This is a genomic window from Stenotrophomonas sp. 96582_Sma, from assembly GCF_056480905.1.
Window position 1 is genome coordinate 1,351,485 of the sequence record NZ_CM151122.1, and the last position, 17,025, is coordinate 1,368,509.

Consider the following 17,025-nt stretch of genomic DNA (forward strand, 5'->3'; position numbering starts at 1 on the left):
CACGCCATGAGCTGGCGCCAGGGATTGCGGCAACGGGCACGGCAGGGCATTCCGGCCCTGCTGGAAGTGGATGCGCTGCTGCAGGCACATGGCGTGCTGGCGGCCCTGCCGGGGGCACGGATCGCCCCCGGCCTGGTCCGCTTCCAGCTGGCGGCGGCGACCTGCGAGGGACTGCAGGGCCAGGGACTGGCCTGGCTGCAGGGCGCACGGCAGGGACGCGGTGCGCTGGCCGGCAGGGTGCCGCGCTACCGGCCATGGAAGGCCGGGGCGGAGGCGCTGGCCGAGATAGGTATCGGCGGCCTTCCGGATGGCTGGCCGGCACACGCGGCGGTGTACGGCTGCAGCAGCATCGACCGGCGGCACTGGTTGCTGCTGCTGCCGGAACGGGCGCAGTTGTGGCTGGGATGGAGTGGGTGATTCGGTTGTTCATCCACGCATGACCTGTATCTACTGTCGCTGTCCATGACCGATGGGACGGTATCGGCGCGCCCCTGCTGGCTAGACTCGATGGGTTGATGATCGAGCCGAAGGGCAGGGGTGCGATGTGTTGAAGTGGGGCATGCTTGCCGCAGCGCTGGCGATGGGTGGCAATGCAGGCGCGCAGCAGCGCGAGCCGGTGGACCTGGACATGGTCAGCCGCATCCGCCAGGAGGCCTTCCACCGTTCGCAGGTGATGGACACCTTCAGCTACCTCACCGAACGCATCGGCCCGCGACTGACCAACTCGCCGGCGATGGGCCGCGCCAATGCGTGGACCCGCGGCAAGTTCAACGAATGGAAGCTGGACAACGTCCACGACGAAGCCTTCGACGACTTCGGGCGCGGCTGGGAGTTCACCTCGGCCAGCGTGGAGATGCTGGGGGACCGCGTGCAGCCGCTGCATGCGCTGCCCAAGGCCTGGACCCCTGGTACCAAGGGACCGGTTGAAGGCGAGCTGGTGCAGGTCGAGATCAAGAAGCCCGAGGACATCGAGAAGTACCGCGGCAAGCTGCGCGGCAAGATCCTGCTGCTGGGCGAGGCGCGCGAGTACAAGCGCGGCACCGAGGCGGATTCGCACCGCCACGACGCCACCTCGCTGGAGGGCCTGCAGGAGTTCACCCTGCCCAAGGACAAGGACGCCACCGCCGAGCGTGCGAAGCGGGTCAAGGAATACCAGGAACGCCAGCAGCTGGCGACCAAGGTCAATGCGTTCTTCGTGGAAGAAGGCGCGCTGGCCTCGATCAGCATCAGCAGCTGGGACAACGGCATCATCCGCGTTGCCGGTGGCGGCTCGCGCAAGGCCGGTGAATCGGTGGGCATCCCCGAACTGGCGATGATCAGCGAACACTTCAATCCGCTGGTGCGCGCGCTGGAGGCCAAGCAGACCGTGCGCCTGCGCGTGGATGTGGCCGCGCGCTTCACCGACGAGGCCGACCAGCCGGGTTACAACACGCTGGCCGAGATCCGTGGCAGCAGCAGGCCCGATGAAGTGGTGATGATCGGCGCGCACCTGGATTCCTGGCACAGTGGTACCGGTGCGGCCGACAACGCGGCCGGCGTGGCGGTGATGATGGAAGCGATGCGCATCCTCAAGGCCACCGGCGCCAAGCCCAAGCGCACCATCCGGGTGGCGCTGTGGAGCGGCGAGGAGCAGGGCCTGATCGGCTCGCAGGCCTATGTGGCCAAGCACTTCGGCCGTTTCCCGGAACCCACCGACCCGGCGCAGAAGGCGCTGCCGGCCTCGCTGCGCGAGCCGACCGGCGCGCTGCAGAAGACCCGCGACTACGGCAAGTTCCAGGTCTACTTCAACATGGACAACGGCTCGGGCCGCTTCCGTGGCATCTATGCACAGGAAAACCTGGCGGCGATGCCGATCTTCGAAGCCTGGCTGGCCCCGTTCCATGACGTCGGCGCCACCACCGTGGCCACCCGCAACACCGGCAGCACCGACCACATCAGCTTCGACCGCATCGGCCTGCCGGGCTTCCAGTTCATCCAGGACCGGCTGGACTACTTCACCAACGTCCACCACAGCCACCTGGACACCTGGGACCACGCCGAACCGGAAGACCTGAAGCAGGCCGCAGCCATCGTCGCCTCGTTCGCCTACAACGCCGCAATGCGCGAGCAGTCCTTCCCACGCAAGGTAGAACCGTAAAAGGGGACGGAGGGGATTAAGTCGTTTCTCCCCTCCGTTTCCCGGTTGCAGGCCCAGCGGCTGGGCAATCGCGACTTAATCCCCTCCGTCCCCTTTTTCCGTCGGGGGCGGCGGGCTGGTAAAATCGGGGGATTCCCGTTCCTCGAGCCGTCCATGACCTGCCGCACCCGCTTCGCCCCCAGCCCCACCGGTTACCTGCACATCGGCGGTGCCCGCACCGCGCTGTACTGCTGGCTGGAGGCCCGCCACCGTGGCGGCGAGTTCGTGCTGCGCATCGAGGACACCGACCGTGAACGCAGCACCCAGGGCGCGATCGACGCGATCCTGGAGGCGATGGAGTGGCTGGGCCTGGACTATGACGAAGGCCCGATCTACCAGACCGACCGCGTCGCCCGTTACCTGGAAGTGGCCGAGCAGCTGGTGGCCGACGGCAAGGCGTACTACGCCTATGAGACCCGCGAAGAGCTGGACGCGATGCGCGAGGCCGCCATGGCCAAGCAGGAGAAGCCGCGCTACAACGGCGCTGCACGCGAACTGGGCCTGCCGCGCAAGGACGACCCGAACCGCGTCATCCGCTTCAAGAACCCGCTGGAAGGCACGGTGGTGTTCGACGACCTGATCAAGGGCCGCATCGAGATCGCCAACAGCGAGCTGGATGACATGGTCATCTTCCGCCCGGACGGCTACCCCACCTATAACTTCGCGGTGGTGGTGGACGACTGGGACATGGGCATCACCGAGGTCATCCGCGGCGACGACCACATCAACAACACCCCGCGCCAGATCAACCTGTACGAAAGCATCGGCGCGCCGGTGCCGAAGTTCGGCCACATGCCGATGATCCTCGACGAGCAGGGCGCCAAGCTGTCCAAGCGCACCGGCGCGGCCGACGTGATGCAGTACAAGGACGCCGGCTACCTGCCGGACGCGCTGCTGAGCTACCTGGCCCGCCTGGGCTGGTCGCACGGTGACCAGGAGCTGTTCAGCCGCCAGGAGCTGATCGACCTGTTCGACGTGAAGGACTGCAATTCCAAGGCCTCGCGTCTGGACATGGCCAAGCTGGGCTGGGTCAACCAGCACTTCCTGAAGACCGAGGACGTGGCCGCGATCGTGCCGCACCTGGTCTACCAGCTGCAGAAGCTGGGCCTGGACGTGGCCGCCGGCCCCGCCCCGGAGGATGTGGTGATCGCCCTGCGTGAACGCGTGCAGACCCTGAAGGAAATGGCCGAGAAGGCGGTGGTCTGGTACCAGCCGCTGACCGAGTACGACGAAGCGGCGGTGGCCAAGCACTTCAAGGCCGGTGCCGAAGTGGCGCTGGGCAAGGCCCGCGAGCTGCTGGCCGCCTTGCCGGAATGGACCGCCGAGTCGGTGGGCGTCGCCCTGCACGACGCGGCCGCAGCGTTGGAAATCGGCATGGGCAAGGTGGCCCAGCCGCTGCGCGTGGCCATCACCGGCACCCAAGTCAGTCCTGACATTTCCCATACCGTTTACCTGGCCGGCCGCGAGCAGGCCTTGAAACGCATTGATGTGGCCATCACCAAGGTAGCAACGGCCTGAGGCATCCTTGCCAGGCCCGAACCGGAGAACACGCATGCCCGCCAAGACCGCCACTGCCTGTACCGCCCCGCACCACCACGTCCACGACGCATCGGATTTCGTGGCGGTGGTCGAGCGTGTCTCGCGCGAACGCGGGCTGCGCCTGACCCCGATCCGCGCCAATGTGCTGAAGCTGATCGCCGAGGCCGGCAAGCCGGTCAAGGCCTACGAGCTGCTGGAATGGGTGCGCAACGGCAAGGGCGTGGGCGCTGACGCCCCGCCCACCGTCTACCGCGCGCTCGACTTCCTGATGGCCAATGGCTTCGTGCACAAGCTGGAATCGGTCAATGCCTTCGTGGCCTGCCACCATCCCAGCAGTGCCGCGCACTCGGTGCCGTTCCTGATCTGCAACAGCTGCCACAGTGCTGTGGAGCTGGAAGACCGCGAGATCGTCACCCAGCTGGAGAAGCGCGCCAAGGAGCTGGGCTTCCAGCCGCAGGCGCAGACCCTGGAAGTGCACGGCCTCTGCGCGCGCTGCGCGGGCTGAGTCGCGGCGCGTACCCGGACTGAGCTGCACGCTCAGTCCCGGGCGGCGTGCTCTTTCAGACGCTTCAGGACGCTGCGCTGTGCGTCGACCAGCACAGGGTCGTCCACCCGCAACTGCTCGACCCAGGCGAGCGCTGGTACCGGGTCGGCACGGCGCACGAAATACAGTGCCTGCGCCAGGAAATGCACATTGGGCACCCTGGCGTCCCAGATGAGCTTGGCGATACGCAGCATCGACGCCTGCATGCCGGGTGTAACCTCAACGCCGGTCTTCCCCGAAAGCGCAGTATTGAGGCAGTAAAGCGCCTGGCAGGGCAGATCACGCGATGTGCCCGCACGCGACCAGTCAGCGCGTTCGGCAAAGTCCAGCAGGACGGCAATGGCTGCGGGGCCACCCACATCGGCCAGTGTGCCGAGCGCGAACACTGCCAGCTGGGGGTCCCCCAGCATATCGCGCAGGCCTTCCACGCCCTGGCGTCCCCAGGCGGTGCAGGCCTTGGCCCAGCCGCCGAACGGTACGACCCGGCTACCATCGCCCAGCAGGCCATCATCCGGCCAACCGTGCAGTATCCGCAGCCGCTCAATCTCCTCGCCACCTTCGGCGCCGTGCTCCTGTACGAAGGCGATCAGATCTTCCGCTTCCAGCGTGTCCTTGGCCGCCCGCCTGGCCAGTGTCGTGAATTTCATCGTCTTCCAGCGATCCTGATCCAGATCCGCAACGGTAGCGGATCAATGGGGTGAAGGCAGCCAGCAGCCTGCACCCTAGTCCATCGGCTTGGACCGGGTATCCACCCGCACGATCACCGACATGCCGGGCCGCAGCTGCGCGGCCAGCGTCTGACCTTCATTGATCGATATCCGCACCGGCAGCCGCTGCACCACCTTGGTGAAGTTGCCGCTGGCGTTGTCCGGGCGCAGCACGCTGAACTCCGAACCTGTGGCGGGTGCGATCTCCTGCACGCGGCCGCGCAGCACCTGGCCCCGGAACGCGTCCACCGAGAACGTGGCCGGCTGACCGATCGCCATGCCCCAGGTCTGGCCTTCCTTGTAGTTGGCCACCACCCATAGCGTGTCAGGCACCAGGAACAGCAGCTGCGAACCGGCGGCGACGTACTGGCCCACGCGCACGCTGGCTTCGCTGATCTGGCCGTCGCGCGGTGCGTGGATCACCGTGTTGGCCAGGTCGATGCGCGCCAGTTCCAGTTGTGCCTGTGCACTTTCCACCTGGGCCTCCAGGCTCTTGCGCGCCACCTGGGTCGACACCAGCGTTTCCTCGGCGATGCGGATCTGCGCCTGCGACTGCTGCACGCTGGCCTGTGCCGAGGCCTGGGTGGTGCGGAACTTGTCGCGGTCGTTGACCGACACCAGTTGCTGCGCAGCCAGTTCCTCGTAGCGTTTCAATTCATTGCGCGAACGCTGCAGCTCAGCCTGGCCGGCCGACAGCGTGGCGTGCGCCGAAGCGATCTGCGCACGGTTCTGCGCCTGCGACTGGTCCGAGTTGGCCAGTGCCGCGCGTGCGCTGTCCAGCGTCGCCTGTGCCTGGGCCACACGCTGCGCGTAGATGCGGTCATCGATGCGCAGCAGTGGCTCGCCCTCCTTCACGTGCTGGAAATCCTTCACCAGCACTTCGGTCACGTAGCCGTTCACCTGTGGCGCCATCACTGTGATCTGCCCGCGCACATAGGCGTTGTCGGTCACCATCACGCTGCTGGTGAACGGCCACAGGTGCCAGGCGCGCAGGATCAGCGCAATGCCCAGCAAGGCCACCACCACCATCACCACCACGCTGCGCGCGCTGGGCTTGAGGTACTTCGGCGCGGCAGCCGGTGTCGCGGGCGTGGGCGCAGGCGCCGCATCGGTCGGCGGCGGTGGAGTGACGTTGTCGGCGTCGATGTCGTCGGGGCGGGGCGGGACGGGAGGCATGGAGGAGGACTCAGCGGGGCGCGGCCGGCGTGACCGCAGCGGGGGAAGTGGGGTGGCGCTTGCGCCATTGCTTGAGCACGGCGGTGCGCAGCGACAGCAGCAGCAACCAGCCCAGGAAGCCGATCGCCAGCCAACCGCTCAGCGTGAACACATCATTGAAGCCACGCACGTTGGCTTCGCGGCGCGTGGTCTGCGCCAGCTGCGCGCTGCCCTGCGCGCTGCGCAGCACCGGGTCGGTGATCTGTGCGCTGTACAGCTGCTGCTGGAGGCGCAGGCGTTGTGCCACCACCGGGTCGGCCGGGTCGAGCTGGCTGGTCAATGCACTGGAGTACAGCTGCTCGCGGTGCAGCTGGAAGGTACCCAGCACCGCCGAACCGGCCAGGCCGCCCAGCGTCTGTGTGATCGACAGCGTCACCAGGAAGGTGATCATGTGGTCCACGCCCTGTTTCAGCGCGGCGGAAATGCCGAGCATGATCAACGGGCCCATGAACATGCCGGCACCGACCGAGGCCAGGAACTGGCTGACATAGAAGTCGTGCGGCCGGTCCAGGCTGGTGCGGTGCTGATCGAAGAAGGCGGCAGCGCCGAGCAGCAGGATCGCCATCAGCAGCTGCGCGATCAGCCGCTTCGGGCCGAACGTCAGCGAGGCACCGGCGATGCCGGTGACCACGCCCGCGAGGATCACTACGAACAGCGGGCGCATCTGGTCCGGGCCCATGCCCAGCGTGCGCATCAGGTTGACCACGCCATAGGACTGTTCGGTGGTCAGGAAGCGGATCAGGAACGCGCCGACGATGAAGTGCAGCACCGGCAGCTTCGACAGCCAGCGGATCTGCAGCAGCGGATTGCGCCGGTAGTGTTCGATGATGAAGGCGGTGGTGGACAGCACGATCGAGGCGACCAGCGCCCAGCCCAGCCATGGCGTGTTGAGCCACCAGCGCGTGTAGCCCTGCGCCAACACGATCACCAGCAGCGCGACGGCCGGTGCGAGCAGGGCGAAGGTGAGGAAGTCCAGCGGCTCGAAGGCTTTCACCTGGATGCCGGGCGGCAGCTTCAGCACCACCACCGCCGCGAACGCGCACAGGGCCAGCCCGGCTTCAAACGAGTAGAGCTGATGCCACTGGCCGGTATCGACCAGGCCCGGCGAGACGATCCAGGCGATCGGCACCGCCAGCTGCGAGAGGCCCACGCCAACCACCAGCAGATTGCCGGTGAACCGTCGTGGCAGCGCCTGCAGCATGTACAGCGTGCCCAGTGTCGAACAGGCGGCGCCAGCGAAGCCGCTGGCGGCACGGGTCAGCATCGTGGTCTCGAAGCTGCCAACGAACAGGTGCAGCACCGCCAGTGCTGCGTACAGGCCCAGGCCGATCTCGGCGAACAGGCGGATGCCGTACTGCTGGCGGAACTTGAAGGCCAGCAGGTTGGCCGTGACGTTGACCATTGCATAGGCCGCCACCAGCCAGCTGCCCTGGGTCGGCGTCAGTGCCAGCTGGCCCTGCAGGAAGGGCAGGTTGGCGGTGACCAGTGCATTGCCAAGGCCACCGGTGATCGCCACCAGCAGCGACACCAGTGCATAGGCCACGCGTCGATACGGTGGGTGCCAGGGCATCGACGCCGAACCGGGCATGGTCGGCTTCTCGTGCTCCTCCCAATCCGGAACCGGCTTCAGATACGGCTGGACCATCAGCGGGCCTCGCTGGTTGCTCCCTGGAGACCACCGCGCAGCAGCTGCAGGGCGCGCCCGGCCAGGTGGGCGCGCTCGTCGCGGGTCTTGCCGCGCAGGGCTGCGCCCAGCATGCCCGAGATCAGTGAAATATCCGTCTTCTCCAGGTCAGCCCGGCACAGGCCGGCGGCCTTGGCACGGGCGATCGGTGCTTCCAGCAGATCGCGCACGGTCTCGCGCGCGGTGCGCATGGCCGGCACGTCCGAATCGACTGCACGCCAGTAATCGGCCAGTGCCGGCGAATCGATGATGCGCTGGGCCATACCCTCGAACACTTCGAACAGGGCATCGTCGCGGTCGCCGAGCTGCTCGACCTGGCGCCGGATACGGTCGACCGTACGTTGCAGCAGCGCCTGGATCAGCGCGGTGCGGTCGGGGAAGTTGCGGTACAGGGTGGCGCGGCCCACCTGGGCGCGTTCGACCACCAGGTCCAGCGGGGCGGTGACACCGTGTTGGCCGAACACATGATCGGCGGCGTCGAGGATGAGGGCACGGCGGGCAGCAGCATCGGCACGTTGGGCAGTCATGGAATTATTTTCGGACAAAAGTGTCCGATTGGCGAGACTTTGAGTGACGGGATTGTCCGCTTGTTGTGGTACGCACATCTTTGTGACGAATGCGTGATGGATGCTGCACAAAGAGATGGGGGCCAGAAGGCCCCCATCGGATCTGCTTGCATTGGATCCACGCCATGCGTGGGCTGAGGCTGGGGTCAGAACCCATTCCTCTGGAATGGGATCCGACTCCACTACGCGATCAGAAGAACGCGCGGATGCCGAATGCGACACCACGGCCCGGCAGCGGCGAGTAATCACGCAGCAGCGAGGTATGCGGACGCACTTCGCGGTTGGTCAGGTTGCTGCCATCCAGGAACACCTCGTAGCTGTTGCTCGCGTTGCGATCCCAGCGGTAGGCCAGATGCGCGTCGACCAGGGTGTAGCCGTCGCTCGGCGCTTCGTTCTGGGCGACATCCTTCTGGCGGCTGTAGCGGACCGCACCGACCGAGGCGCGCCAGCCGTCCTTCGACCAGCGCAGGTCGGCGCCGACGCGGGCCGGGGCGATGCGCGGCAGGTAGCCGGTGTTGGCCAGCTCCACGCTGTAGTTGTGGTTGTGGTCGCCATGCGGCACGGCGATGTCGAGGTTGCGGCTGCCGCTGCCATCCAGCTTGGCCTTCACGTAGTCGCCGAACAGGCGCAGATCCCAGTCACCGGCGCCGCCTTCGAACAGGTGCACCAGCGCTTCGGCTTCGGCACCGCGGAACACCGCATCCTGCTGCGTCCAGGCGCGGACCGGCAGACCCTCGGTAACGCCGGTGTCGGCCAGGTAGATGAAGTCCTTGAACCTGGTCTGGTAGACCGACGCGGAGAAGTCCAGGCGTTCGCTGTGGGTGTGGATACCCAGTTCCACGCGCTGGCCGCGCTCGGTCTTCAGGTTGGCGTCGCCGATTTCCAGCGAGCGGGTGGCGATGTGCGCGCCGGCGGCATACAGCTCTTCGTTGGTCGGTGCACGCTCGGAGCTGTCCACGCCGATGCGAAGGTCAACGGCATCGTTGAGCTTCCAGATGCCGGCCGCAGACAGGTTGGTGGCGCCGAAGGTGCGGCGGCGATAGTCGCCGGTCGGGTCCAGCTTGACCTGGTCGTGGCGGCCGCCCAGTTCCAGCTTGAACGGGCCGAACTGCTTTTCCTGCAGTACGAACAGGCCGATGTTCTTCGTGCCGGTATCCGGAACGAACGCCTCTTCGCCCTTGGCACCGAAATCACTGTTGCCGAACTGCAGGCCGAAGGCGCCGTCCCAGCCGCCGATCTGCTGCTGCACGGCTTCCAGGCGCGCCTCGATGCCACGGTTGGTGAAGCGGGTGGACGGCGTGCCGGCTTCCAGCTCCACGTGTTCGTAGTCGGTGTAGGCCACGCGCGCATTGATGTTCTTCAGGAACGAGACCGGGTTGTAGATGCCGGCCTTGGTCTCGAAGCGGTTCTGCACCATGTCGATGCGCACGTCATGCTCGTCGCCGCCTTCCTCTTCATCGCCATGGTCGTGGTCGTGGCCGTGGTCATGGCCATGATCATCGCCATCGGCATGCACGTGCGCGCCATTGGGAATGCCGTAGTTGGTGCGATAGGTGCTGGCCGATACGCCGAAGTAGCCGTCGTCGCCCAGCCAGGTCGCGCCGACGCCGCCGGCGCGGGTGCGGATCGAGCTGTTGTCGAGGCGGCCGCGGCGCGGTTCTTCGCCTTCTTCGCCCGCGTGGTCATGGTCGTGATCGTGATGGTCTTCAAGGCTGTCGATCACTGCATAGCCGGGAATGCGGTAGTCGTCGCCATTGCGCACCAGGCCGTCCACATGCAGCACGACATTGCCGCTGACGCCATCGAGGCGGAACATGCCGCTGCGCTCGTTGTTCACCGAATTGCCGCGCAGCTCGGCGCGGCCGCTGAGCGGGCGCTCCGGCAGCTCGCGGGCGATGCGGCCATCCACCACATTGACCGCGCCACCGATGGCGCCACTGCCGAACAGCAGCGTGGCCGGGCCCTTCAGCACTTCGATCTGGTCGGCCAGGAACGGCTCGATGCTGGTGGCATGGTCGGCACTGACCGTGGACGCATCCATGTTGCCCATGCCGTTGGACAGCACGGCCACGCGCGGGCCTTCCTGGCCGCGGATGATCGGGCGGCCGACGCCAGGGCCGAAGAACGTGCTCTGCACGCCCGGCAGCTTGGCCACGGTATCGCCGAGGGTGCCGGCCTTCTGCTCGTCCAGGCGTTCGCCGGCCAGTACCTCCACCGGGCGCGCCAGCGATTCGGCATCGCCCTGCAGTGGCGACGCGGTGACCTGCACCGACGACAGTTCAGTCAGGTGGCGGTCACGATGAGCGCTGTCATCGCCGGCGGCAAAGGCAACCGAAGGCAGCAGGGCGGCGAGGGCCAGAGCGAGGGAATGCGGCTTCAACCGCGGGGTGTGGGCGGGCATGGAGCGGGTCCTTTGTTACAGTGTATCAATCGCTGGGCGCACGTATCCCGTCAGCGGGACAGGGGGAGGGAAACCGTGCGGGTCGGGAGCAGATGTTATATTATTCCATAACGATTCGCCGACCCTGCTGGAAGTCATGTCCCTGTCCTCACGCCTGCGCCACCTGCTAGACCGTTTCGGCGCCACCGGTTCGATGCTGTGCGCGGTGCACTGCGCGGTGATCCCCGTGCTGCTGGCCGCGGCGCCGTCGCTGGGCCTGTCGTTCTGGCTGAGCGATGGGGTGGAACAGGCGCTGGTGGTGTTCGTGACCCTGCTCGGATTGTTCAGCCTGGTCTGGGGCTACCGCCGGCACGGCGCGCTGCGTGCGCTGGGCTTCCTGATCCCCGGCCTGGTCGCGTTGTGGGCTGGCGTGCTGTACGACCCGCTGCACCACAATGCGGTGCCGCACGCGGTGGTGATGACCATTGGTGGACTGCTGGTGGGGGTCGCCCATCTGGTCAACCTGCGCCTCAACCACGGTCACGTGCACGACGCCAGCTGCGCGCACTAGGCGCTCCGTGATAGGATTTTCGATCGTGCGCGGGGGCGCCCAGCAAGGCGGCCCCGCCGAACCCGTGTCAGTACGGGGTAACCAGATTTCACATTTGAGGAGTTGAAGACATGGGTAAGGGTGACCGCAAGACCGCCAAGGGCAAGCGCTACAACGCCAGCTACGGCAACGCCCGTTCGCACACCGCGAGCAAGGTCGCCGTAGGCGCCGCCGCTCCGGTTGCCAAGAAGACCGTGGCCAAGGCTCCGGCGAAGAAGGCTGTGGCGAAGAAGGCCGTCGCCAAGGCCTGATCCGGCCCAGACCGGTTCAACGAAAAACGCGGCGCCTGGCGCCGCGTTTTTTTATGCCTGTCCGGCGAGCCGAGCGTGGGCTCGGCTCTACAACCGGATCAGCGCAGGGTTTTCTTCAGCGTTTCCGGATTGCCGTCGTTCGGTGCAGCCGGCACCTGCAGCAGGTGCGCCAGCAGCGGGTAGACGTCGACATTGTCGAAGCCATCGATCACCAGGCCCTGGCGGAACGACGGGCCGCTGGCCACGAATACCGCGCGCATGGAGGGCAGGGCATTGTCGTAGCCATGCGAGCCACGATCCTGATGGTCTCGCTTGGCGATCTTCTCCTGGTGCAGGGCATCCCAGCCTTCATCCATCATGCAGACAATGGCGGGAATGCGCGGGTGGGTGCCGTAGTGCAGGCGCGGCGGCAGGTTCTCTTTCTTCCAGCACTCGTAGTGCGCGTGACGACCGAGCAGGGCGCGCTCGGCTGCGGCTTCGTGACCGGCCAACGGCGCAAAACCCACCGACTGGCCCTGGCTGACGTTGCGAGCGATGGCCGGGGCGGCCATTGATTCGGTGGAGATCACCTGGCCGACCGGGACGCTGGCCATGCCATGGTCGGAGACCACGATCACGTTGGTGGTCGCGGCCAGGCCGCGCTGCTGCAGTCCATCGAGCACCTGGCCGACGATCTGGTCGGCGCGCACGATGGCGTCGGCGTACTGCTTCGATTCGGGGCCGTAGTTGTGGCCGGCCTTGTCCACGTGCTCCATGTACAGCGTGGTCAGTTGCGGTGCGTCGGCATCGGTCTGTGCAAGCCAGTCCAGCACGGTGCCCGCGCGTTGTTCCAGCGGTTCCTTGCCGTCGTACACGCGCCATTGGCTTGGGCGCACACCACGGATTTCCGATTCACTGCCCGGCCACGAGGTGGTGGCCGAACGCACCCCGGCGTTCTCGGCGCCGACCCAGATCGGTTCGCCGCCCCACCAGCCGCTGGTGGTGACCGCCTCACGGTTGCTCAGCTCGAACCGGCCTAGGGCTTCATCGTCCATGCTGTTGTTGACGATGCCGTGGTGGTCCGGGCGCAGGCCGGTGACGATGGTGTAGTGGTTGGGGAAGGTCAGCGACGGATAGGACGGGGTCATCCAGCGTGCACGCACGCCGCCGTCGATCAGGCGCTGCAGGTTCGGGGTCAGGCCGCGGTCCAGCGCATCGGCGCGCAGGCCGTCGATCGAGATCAGCAGCAGCTTCGGCGGCGCAGCCGCAGCGACAGCGATGGGAGCGGAGGCGGAAGGGGCGGGCGCGGTGGTGCAGGCGGCCAATGGCAGCAGCAGCGCCAGCGCGCAGGTCAGGCGTACGGAAGTCATCCGCCCATGATAAGCCGGTGCAATGACCACCCCAAGACACGTTGCGCCGAAGGGCGCAGCGTGTCCGCGCATTTTTCCTTATCCCCGCGCCTGTCGGCGCGCCCCCTTCAACAAGAAGGGGGTTTTTCTCCAGACATATTCCTGATGCTTCCATCCATGCATGGCGTGGATCTACCGTGTCGACCAAGGTCGACACCTACCAGCAGCCGCGTAGTGCGCCGTCCCGACAGGTCGCAGGAACCTGTCGAAGGCGGGGTGGGTCCGGTTGCAGGGGCGTGAGCGCCATGGATGGCGCGACCGAGCTTACAGGGACGTACTTGCAGCGTCCCCTGCAACCGGACCCACCCCGCCTCCGCGCAGGAAGCCCGCTGTTGCTGTTGCTCTAGCCTCTGCGGGTGCCGGGCGCAGCCCGGCCAGCCCTCTCAGGCGAACAGCGGGGCCTGGCGTTGTTCCAGTCGCAGCAGCGCGGCCTTGGTTTCCAGTCCGCCACCGAAGCCGGTCAGCGCCCCGTTGCTGCCGATCACGCGATGGCAGGGCAGGATGATCGGCAACGGGTTGCGGCCGTTGGCAGCGCCGACCGCGCGGGTCGCGCTGGGCTGGCCCAGATGCTGGGCCAGCTGCAGGTAGCTCCAGGTCTCGCCGAACGGAATCAATGCCAGCGCCTGCCACACGCGCAGCTGGAACGGCGTGCCGCGTGGCGCAAGCTCCAGGTCAAAGCTGCTGCGTTCGCCGTGCAGGAACTGCAGCAGCTGCTCGCGTGCTTCCGGCAGCGCATCCGGCGCGTAGTGCCAGTCGTCGCGGCCGCGTGCCGGGTGGCGGTTTTCCGGGAACAGCACGTGGGACAGGCCACGCTCGTCACCGGCGATGGTCAGCACGCCGATCGGGCTGTCGAAACGGTCGAACAACAAGGTCATGTCGGTTCTCCAACGAATGTGCCGGACAGGTGCCAAAGATGCAGCACGGCATAGGCACGCCAGGGGCGCCACGGTTGCGAGCGCGCTTCGGTCGCGCGTTCGCTCAGGCGCTGGCCCTGCGCATGGCCGAGCACCTGCTGCAGTACCAGGTCGCCGGCGGGGAAGGCATCGGGCTGGCCGAGCCCGCGCAAGGCGATGTACTGCGCGGTCCACGGACCGATGCCGGGCAGTGCCACGCAGCGGGAAACGAACTCTTCCAGCGCCTGGCCCGGGCCGAAGTCGAGCGCGCCACTGGCACAGGCGGCGGCAAGCGCACGCACGGTGGCGGCGCGGCTGCGCGGCAGGCCGATCGATTCCAGCGGCGCTTCGGCCAGCAGCTCGGGGGCCGGGAACTGGCGATCGAACTCCGGCGGCATGCCTGGCAGGTGTGCGCCATAGGCATCCACCAGCCGCCGCGCGAAGGTGGTGGCCGCGGCCACGCTGACCTGCTGTCCGAGCACGGCGCGTACGCCCACCTCGAAGCCATCCCAGCCGCCGGGGACGCGCAGCCCGGGGCGCTCGGCGATGCCACGCGCCAGCAAGGGTTCCTCATCCAGTGCGGCGTGGACCTGCTGCAGGTCGGCATCCAGATCGAATACGCGACGCACACGGCGGACGATGTCGGGGATCAGGCGCGGATCGACCGCGCCCAGCTGCAGGCGCAGTTCCGGGCGCTTCGGGTCGGCGGTGACGCTCAGCAGGGTGGGGCGCTCCGGCGTGCCGAGCACGCGCTGGTAGCTGTCTTCGCCGATCAGCTCGATGCCGGGCAGGCTGCGCTTGCGCAGGAAGGCCAGCATGCGTGGGAAATCCAGTGGTGGCCGGTATGCCAGACGCAGTACCAGGCAGCCATCGTCGGCGGCCAGCGGCTGGTGCTGGCGACGCAGTGCCGTCGGTGCCATGCCACAGCCCTGCAGGAAGGCGGTATTGAAACGGCGCAGGCTGTTGTAGCCGGCGGCCAGCGCGACGTCGGTCACCGGCAGCGTGGTCTCGGTCAGCAGCTGCTTGGCCAGCAGCAGCCGATAGGTGGCGTGGATCTGCCCTGGCGTTGCGCCCAGATGTTCGACGAACAGGCGCTGCAGCTGGCGCGCGCTGAGTCCGATCTTCTCTGCGAGGTCGGCTACCGGCTGTTCCTGCAGGAAGCCACCATGGATCAGGGCCAAGGCGCGCTGTACGGTCTGCCCGGCCAATGCCTGCTGCGCCTGCGGTGCCAGCTCGGGGCGGCACCGCAGGCACGGGCGGTAACCGGCTGCCGCAGCCGCGGCCGCGGTCGGGTAGTAAGTGATGTTGCGCGGCTTCGGCGGCGGTGCCGGGCACATGGGGCGGCAATAGATGCCGGTGCTGCGCACGGCGGTGAAGAACACGCCGTCGAAGCGTGCGTCGCGGGCCAGGCGGGCGCGGTCGCAGGCGGCGGTGTCGAGGGCGAGGGCGGTGTCCATGGCGCCAGTCTAGGCGTGTGCGGGCGGGGATACTCGCCGGATTCGGACATGGATGCTGGAGGGGGGGCTGGCAGGGCTTGCAGCCCTGCACCCGCAACGTCAACGTCAACGTCTCAATCAAAAGCTGGCAGTCCGTGGGATGGCGGGGCGGTGTGGGCTGTCAGGACACGCCGTAAACCCGTCCATGGGGGCTCGATGGCGCCATCCATGGCGCCAACGGTCCTGTCAGCCCACACCGCCCCACCTCTGACAGTTGGTCGCTGCAGTTGGTGGGTGCCGACCGTTGGTCGGCACGCTTTTGCTGTTGGTAGGTGTCGACCTTGGTCGACACGCTTTTTCCCAAGGGTCAGAAGGGGTTCAGTGCCACGCGCTGAATGCGCGGCCTGGACGGGTAGACTGTGGTTCTTGCTCCCATGAATCCCGGTTGCCCGATGTCCGCCAAATTCCGCTGGTTGCCCCTGTTGTGCCTGGCCCTGGCGGGCTGCAGTCAGTTGGAGAATCCGGGCAATGTGACGGCTGCCGACAAGGCGGCGCGGGCGCCGGCCAGCGATGGCGAGAACATGGTGTCGATCAATGCGGCTGACGCACCGCCACCGCCGGCGCCGCCGCGCAGCCGGGCGGATCGGCCGTGGCCGCAGGCGCAGTTGGAGAATGGCCGCGCCTGGGTCAGCTGCAGTACCGAGTACGCCGGTGAGGCGGGCGATGGCGTCGAGCTGGAGGGCCTGCAGCGCGAGCAGATTGCCCAGGCCCTGGCGCCGTGTGCCGAGCGTGGTCTGATGCGGGTGCGTTACGCCGGCAAGATCAATCCGGGCTTCGCCGAAATGATGTGGCGACTTGCCGTGGTCGCCGATGAACAGAAGATCCACAAGCGCATCCTCGATCTGGACTCCAGCGGCGGCCAGGTGGAATCGGCGATCGTCGCCGGTGACAGCATCGGTGAATCGGGCTGGACCATCTGGGTGCGCGAGGGCTCGATCTGCCACAGCGCGTGCGTGTTCGTGCTGGCCGCCGGTGACAACCGCCTGCTGTCGGGCAAGGTCGGCATCCACCGCATGATGCGCATCAGTTCCAAGGCCACTTCGCGCGCTGAGCTCAACCGCGAGCTGCACGAGGTCTACGACAACGTAAAGGACTACCTGCAGCGCAACGGCGTGGCGGTGGGCGTGGCCGATCTGATGATGACGGTGCCCAACCGCAGCCTGCGCCTGCTGACGCCGGACGAACTACGCCAGTACGGTCTGGATGGCACCAACGCGGTGCAGGACGATCTGGAACGGATCAAGCAGATGCGCGCCTGCGGCGATGACTTCGTGCAGCGCAAGGATGCGTTCCTGATCGCCTTCGACCAGCAGTGCAAGCGCGAAGGCGCCGACATGGAATCGATCAACAGCTGCGGCCAGGCACTGAAGCAGCGCTTCGGTTTCCCGGATGCGGTGTGCCCGGAAGAAAGCCCGCTGTCGGAAATCGATGTGGCAACGTTGCCGCCGGCACCGTCGGAGCCGCCGCCGGTGGCCGAACAGGCGCCAGCAGACACCGGCACGCCTGCCGCGCAGGCCGATGCCGCAGCGGTGGAAGGCAGCGCCCACGCGCGCTGACGAACAGCTCACCGCGCTGG

The 17,025-nt window shown here is 67.2% G+C and carries 15 protein-coding genes; 7 read left to right on the forward strand and 8 right to left on the reverse strand.

Translation table 11 applies throughout. The features are described from left to right. Positions 1-6 precede the first annotated feature (6 nt). The 4 genes from ACZK2R_RS06240 to ACZK2R_RS06255 all read left to right on the forward strand — a co-directional run bounded on the left by ACZK2R_RS06240 (position 7) and on the right by ACZK2R_RS06255 (position 4,220). A complete protein-coding gene (locus tag ACZK2R_RS06240; protein ID WP_125895780.1) occupies positions 7-417 on the forward strand; it encodes a hypothetical protein in 411 nt (136 codons plus the stop codon). Positions 418-559: 142 nt separating this feature from the next. Continuing rightward, positions 560-2,137, forward strand: a complete 1,578-nt coding sequence (locus ACZK2R_RS06245; protein WP_121503870.1) for a M20/M25/M40 family metallo-hydrolase — start codon at positions 560-562, stop codon at positions 2,135-2,137. Between the two features lie 153 nt (positions 2,138-2,290). After that, complete coding sequence (gene gltX, locus ACZK2R_RS06250; protein WP_180837973.1) at positions 2,291-3,694, forward strand: glutamate--tRNA ligase; 1,404 nt, start codon at positions 2,291-2,293, stop codon at positions 3,692-3,694. 34 nt (positions 3,695-3,728) lie between these two features. Further along, complete coding sequence (locus ACZK2R_RS06255) at positions 3,729-4,220, forward strand: Fur family transcriptional regulator (RefSeq protein ID WP_004150412.1); 492 nt, start codon at positions 3,729-3,731, stop codon at positions 4,218-4,220. A 32-nt stretch (positions 4,221-4,252) separates the two neighbouring features. On the opposite strand, the gene ACZK2R_RS06260 is transcribed toward ACZK2R_RS06255, so the two are convergent. The 5 genes from ACZK2R_RS06260 to ACZK2R_RS06280 form a co-directional block, all read right to left on the reverse strand. Then, positions 4,253-4,906, reverse strand: coding sequence for a hypothetical protein (locus ACZK2R_RS06260; RefSeq protein ID WP_180837974.1), 654 nt, complete (start codon positions 4,904-4,906; stop codon positions 4,253-4,255). Positions 4,907-4,981: 75 nt separating this feature from the next. After that, on the reverse strand, positions 4,982-6,142 hold the full coding sequence (locus ACZK2R_RS06265) for an HlyD family secretion protein (protein ID WP_180837975.1): 1,161 nt from the start codon (positions 6,140-6,142) through the stop codon (positions 4,982-4,984). A 10-nt stretch (positions 6,143-6,152) separates the two neighbouring features. Then, positions 6,153-7,826, reverse strand: coding sequence for an MFS transporter (locus tag ACZK2R_RS06270; protein WP_180837976.1), 1,674 nt, complete (start codon positions 7,824-7,826; stop codon positions 6,153-6,155). Next, positions 7,826-8,392 (reverse strand): TetR/AcrR family transcriptional regulator, encoded by a 567-nt coding sequence (locus ACZK2R_RS06275; RefSeq protein WP_010483118.1) that lies wholly within the window; start codon positions 8,390-8,392, stop codon positions 7,826-7,828. Before ACZK2R_RS06275 ends, ACZK2R_RS06270 begins: the two co-directional genes overlap by 1 nt. Before the next feature lie 229 nt (positions 8,393-8,621). Continuing rightward, entirely contained in the window at positions 8,622-10,832 is a 2,211-nt protein-coding gene (locus ACZK2R_RS06280; RefSeq protein WP_180837977.1) for a TonB-dependent receptor, read from the reverse strand. A gap of 136 nt (positions 10,833-10,968) precedes the next feature. Here ACZK2R_RS06280 and ACZK2R_RS06285 point away from each other — a divergent pair, with 136 nt between their 5' ends. Next, positions 10,969-11,382 carry a MerC domain-containing protein gene (locus tag ACZK2R_RS06285; protein WP_008264835.1) on the forward strand — a complete coding sequence of 138 codons (414 nt, stop codon included), beginning with the start codon at positions 10,969-10,971 and terminating at the stop codon, positions 11,380-11,382. A gap of 110 nt (positions 11,383-11,492) precedes the next feature. Continuing rightward, positions 11,493-11,672 (forward strand): 30S ribosomal protein THX, encoded by a 180-nt coding sequence (locus ACZK2R_RS06290; protein ID WP_004150462.1) that lies wholly within the window; start codon positions 11,493-11,495, stop codon positions 11,670-11,672. Positions 11,673-11,770: 98 nt separating this feature from the next. Here the strand turns inward: ACZK2R_RS06290 and ACZK2R_RS06295 are convergent, their stop codons facing one another. From ACZK2R_RS06295 to ACZK2R_RS06305, 3 genes are all read right to left on the reverse strand, one after another. Beyond that, positions 11,771-13,021, reverse strand: coding sequence for an alkaline phosphatase family protein (locus ACZK2R_RS06295; protein ID WP_180837978.1), 1,251 nt, complete (start codon positions 13,019-13,021; stop codon positions 11,771-11,773). Between the two features lie 422 nt (positions 13,022-13,443). Further along, positions 13,444-13,935: a methylated-DNA--[protein]-cysteine S-methyltransferase gene (locus ACZK2R_RS06300; protein WP_180837979.1), complete on the reverse strand. Its 492-nt coding sequence runs from the start codon at positions 13,933-13,935 to the stop codon at positions 13,444-13,446. Next, a complete protein-coding gene (locus ACZK2R_RS06305; RefSeq protein ID WP_125895998.1) occupies positions 13,932-15,410 on the reverse strand; it encodes an AlkA N-terminal domain-containing protein in 1,479 nt (492 codons plus the stop codon). Before ACZK2R_RS06305 ends, ACZK2R_RS06300 begins: the two co-directional genes overlap by 4 nt. A gap of 431 nt (positions 15,411-15,841) precedes the next feature. On the opposite strand from ACZK2R_RS06305, the gene ACZK2R_RS06310 reads away from it, so the two are divergent. Next, on the forward strand, positions 15,842-17,005 hold the full coding sequence (locus tag ACZK2R_RS06310; RefSeq protein WP_032128359.1) for a COG3904 family protein: 1,164 nt from the start codon (positions 15,842-15,844) through the stop codon (positions 17,003-17,005). Positions 17,006-17,025: the final 20 nt, after the last annotated feature.

Coding starts and splice junctions, on each gene's coding strand:
- ACZK2R_RS06240 (WP_125895780.1), top strand. CDS start 7: ATGAGCTGGCGCCAGGGATTGCGGCAACGGGCACGGCAGGGCATTCCG.
- ACZK2R_RS06245 (WP_121503870.1), top strand. CDS start 560: ATGCTTGCCGCAGCGCTGGCGATGGGTGGCAATGCAGGCGCGCAGCAG.
- gltX (WP_180837973.1), top strand. CDS start 2,291: ATGACCTGCCGCACCCGCTTCGCCCCCAGCCCCACCGGTTACCTGCAC.
- ACZK2R_RS06255 (WP_004150412.1), top strand. CDS start 3,729: ATGCCCGCCAAGACCGCCACTGCCTGTACCGCCCCGCACCACCACGTC.
- ACZK2R_RS06260 (WP_180837974.1), bottom strand. CDS start 4,906: ATGAAATTCACGACACTGGCCAGGCGGGCGGCCAAGGACACGCTGGAA.
- ACZK2R_RS06265 (WP_180837975.1), bottom strand. CDS start 6,142: ATGCCTCCCGTCCCGCCCCGCCCCGACGACATCGACGCCGACAACGTC.
- ACZK2R_RS06270 (WP_180837976.1), bottom strand. CDS start 7,826: ATGGTCCAGCCGTATCTGAAGCCGGTTCCGGATTGGGAGGAGCACGAG.
- ACZK2R_RS06275 (WP_010483118.1), bottom strand. CDS start 8,392: ATGACTGCCCAACGTGCCGATGCTGCTGCCCGCCGTGCCCTCATCCTC.
- ACZK2R_RS06280 (WP_180837977.1), bottom strand. CDS start 10,832: ATGCCCGCCCACACCCCGCGGTTGAAGCCGCATTCCCTCGCTCTGGCC.
- ACZK2R_RS06285 (WP_008264835.1), top strand. CDS start 10,969: ATGTCCCTGTCCTCACGCCTGCGCCACCTGCTAGACCGTTTCGGCGCC.
- ACZK2R_RS06290 (WP_004150462.1), top strand. CDS start 11,493: ATGGGTAAGGGTGACCGCAAGACCGCCAAGGGCAAGCGCTACAACGCC.
- ACZK2R_RS06295 (WP_180837978.1), bottom strand. CDS start 13,021: ATGACTTCCGTACGCCTGACCTGCGCGCTGGCGCTGCTGCTGCCATTG.
- ACZK2R_RS06300 (WP_180837979.1), bottom strand. CDS start 13,935: ATGACCTTGTTGTTCGACCGTTTCGACAGCCCGATCGGCGTGCTGACC.
- ACZK2R_RS06305 (WP_125895998.1), bottom strand. CDS start 15,410: ATGGACACCGCCCTCGCCCTCGACACCGCCGCCTGCGACCGCGCCCGC.
- ACZK2R_RS06310 (WP_032128359.1), top strand. CDS start 15,842: ATGTCCGCCAAATTCCGCTGGTTGCCCCTGTTGTGCCTGGCCCTGGCG.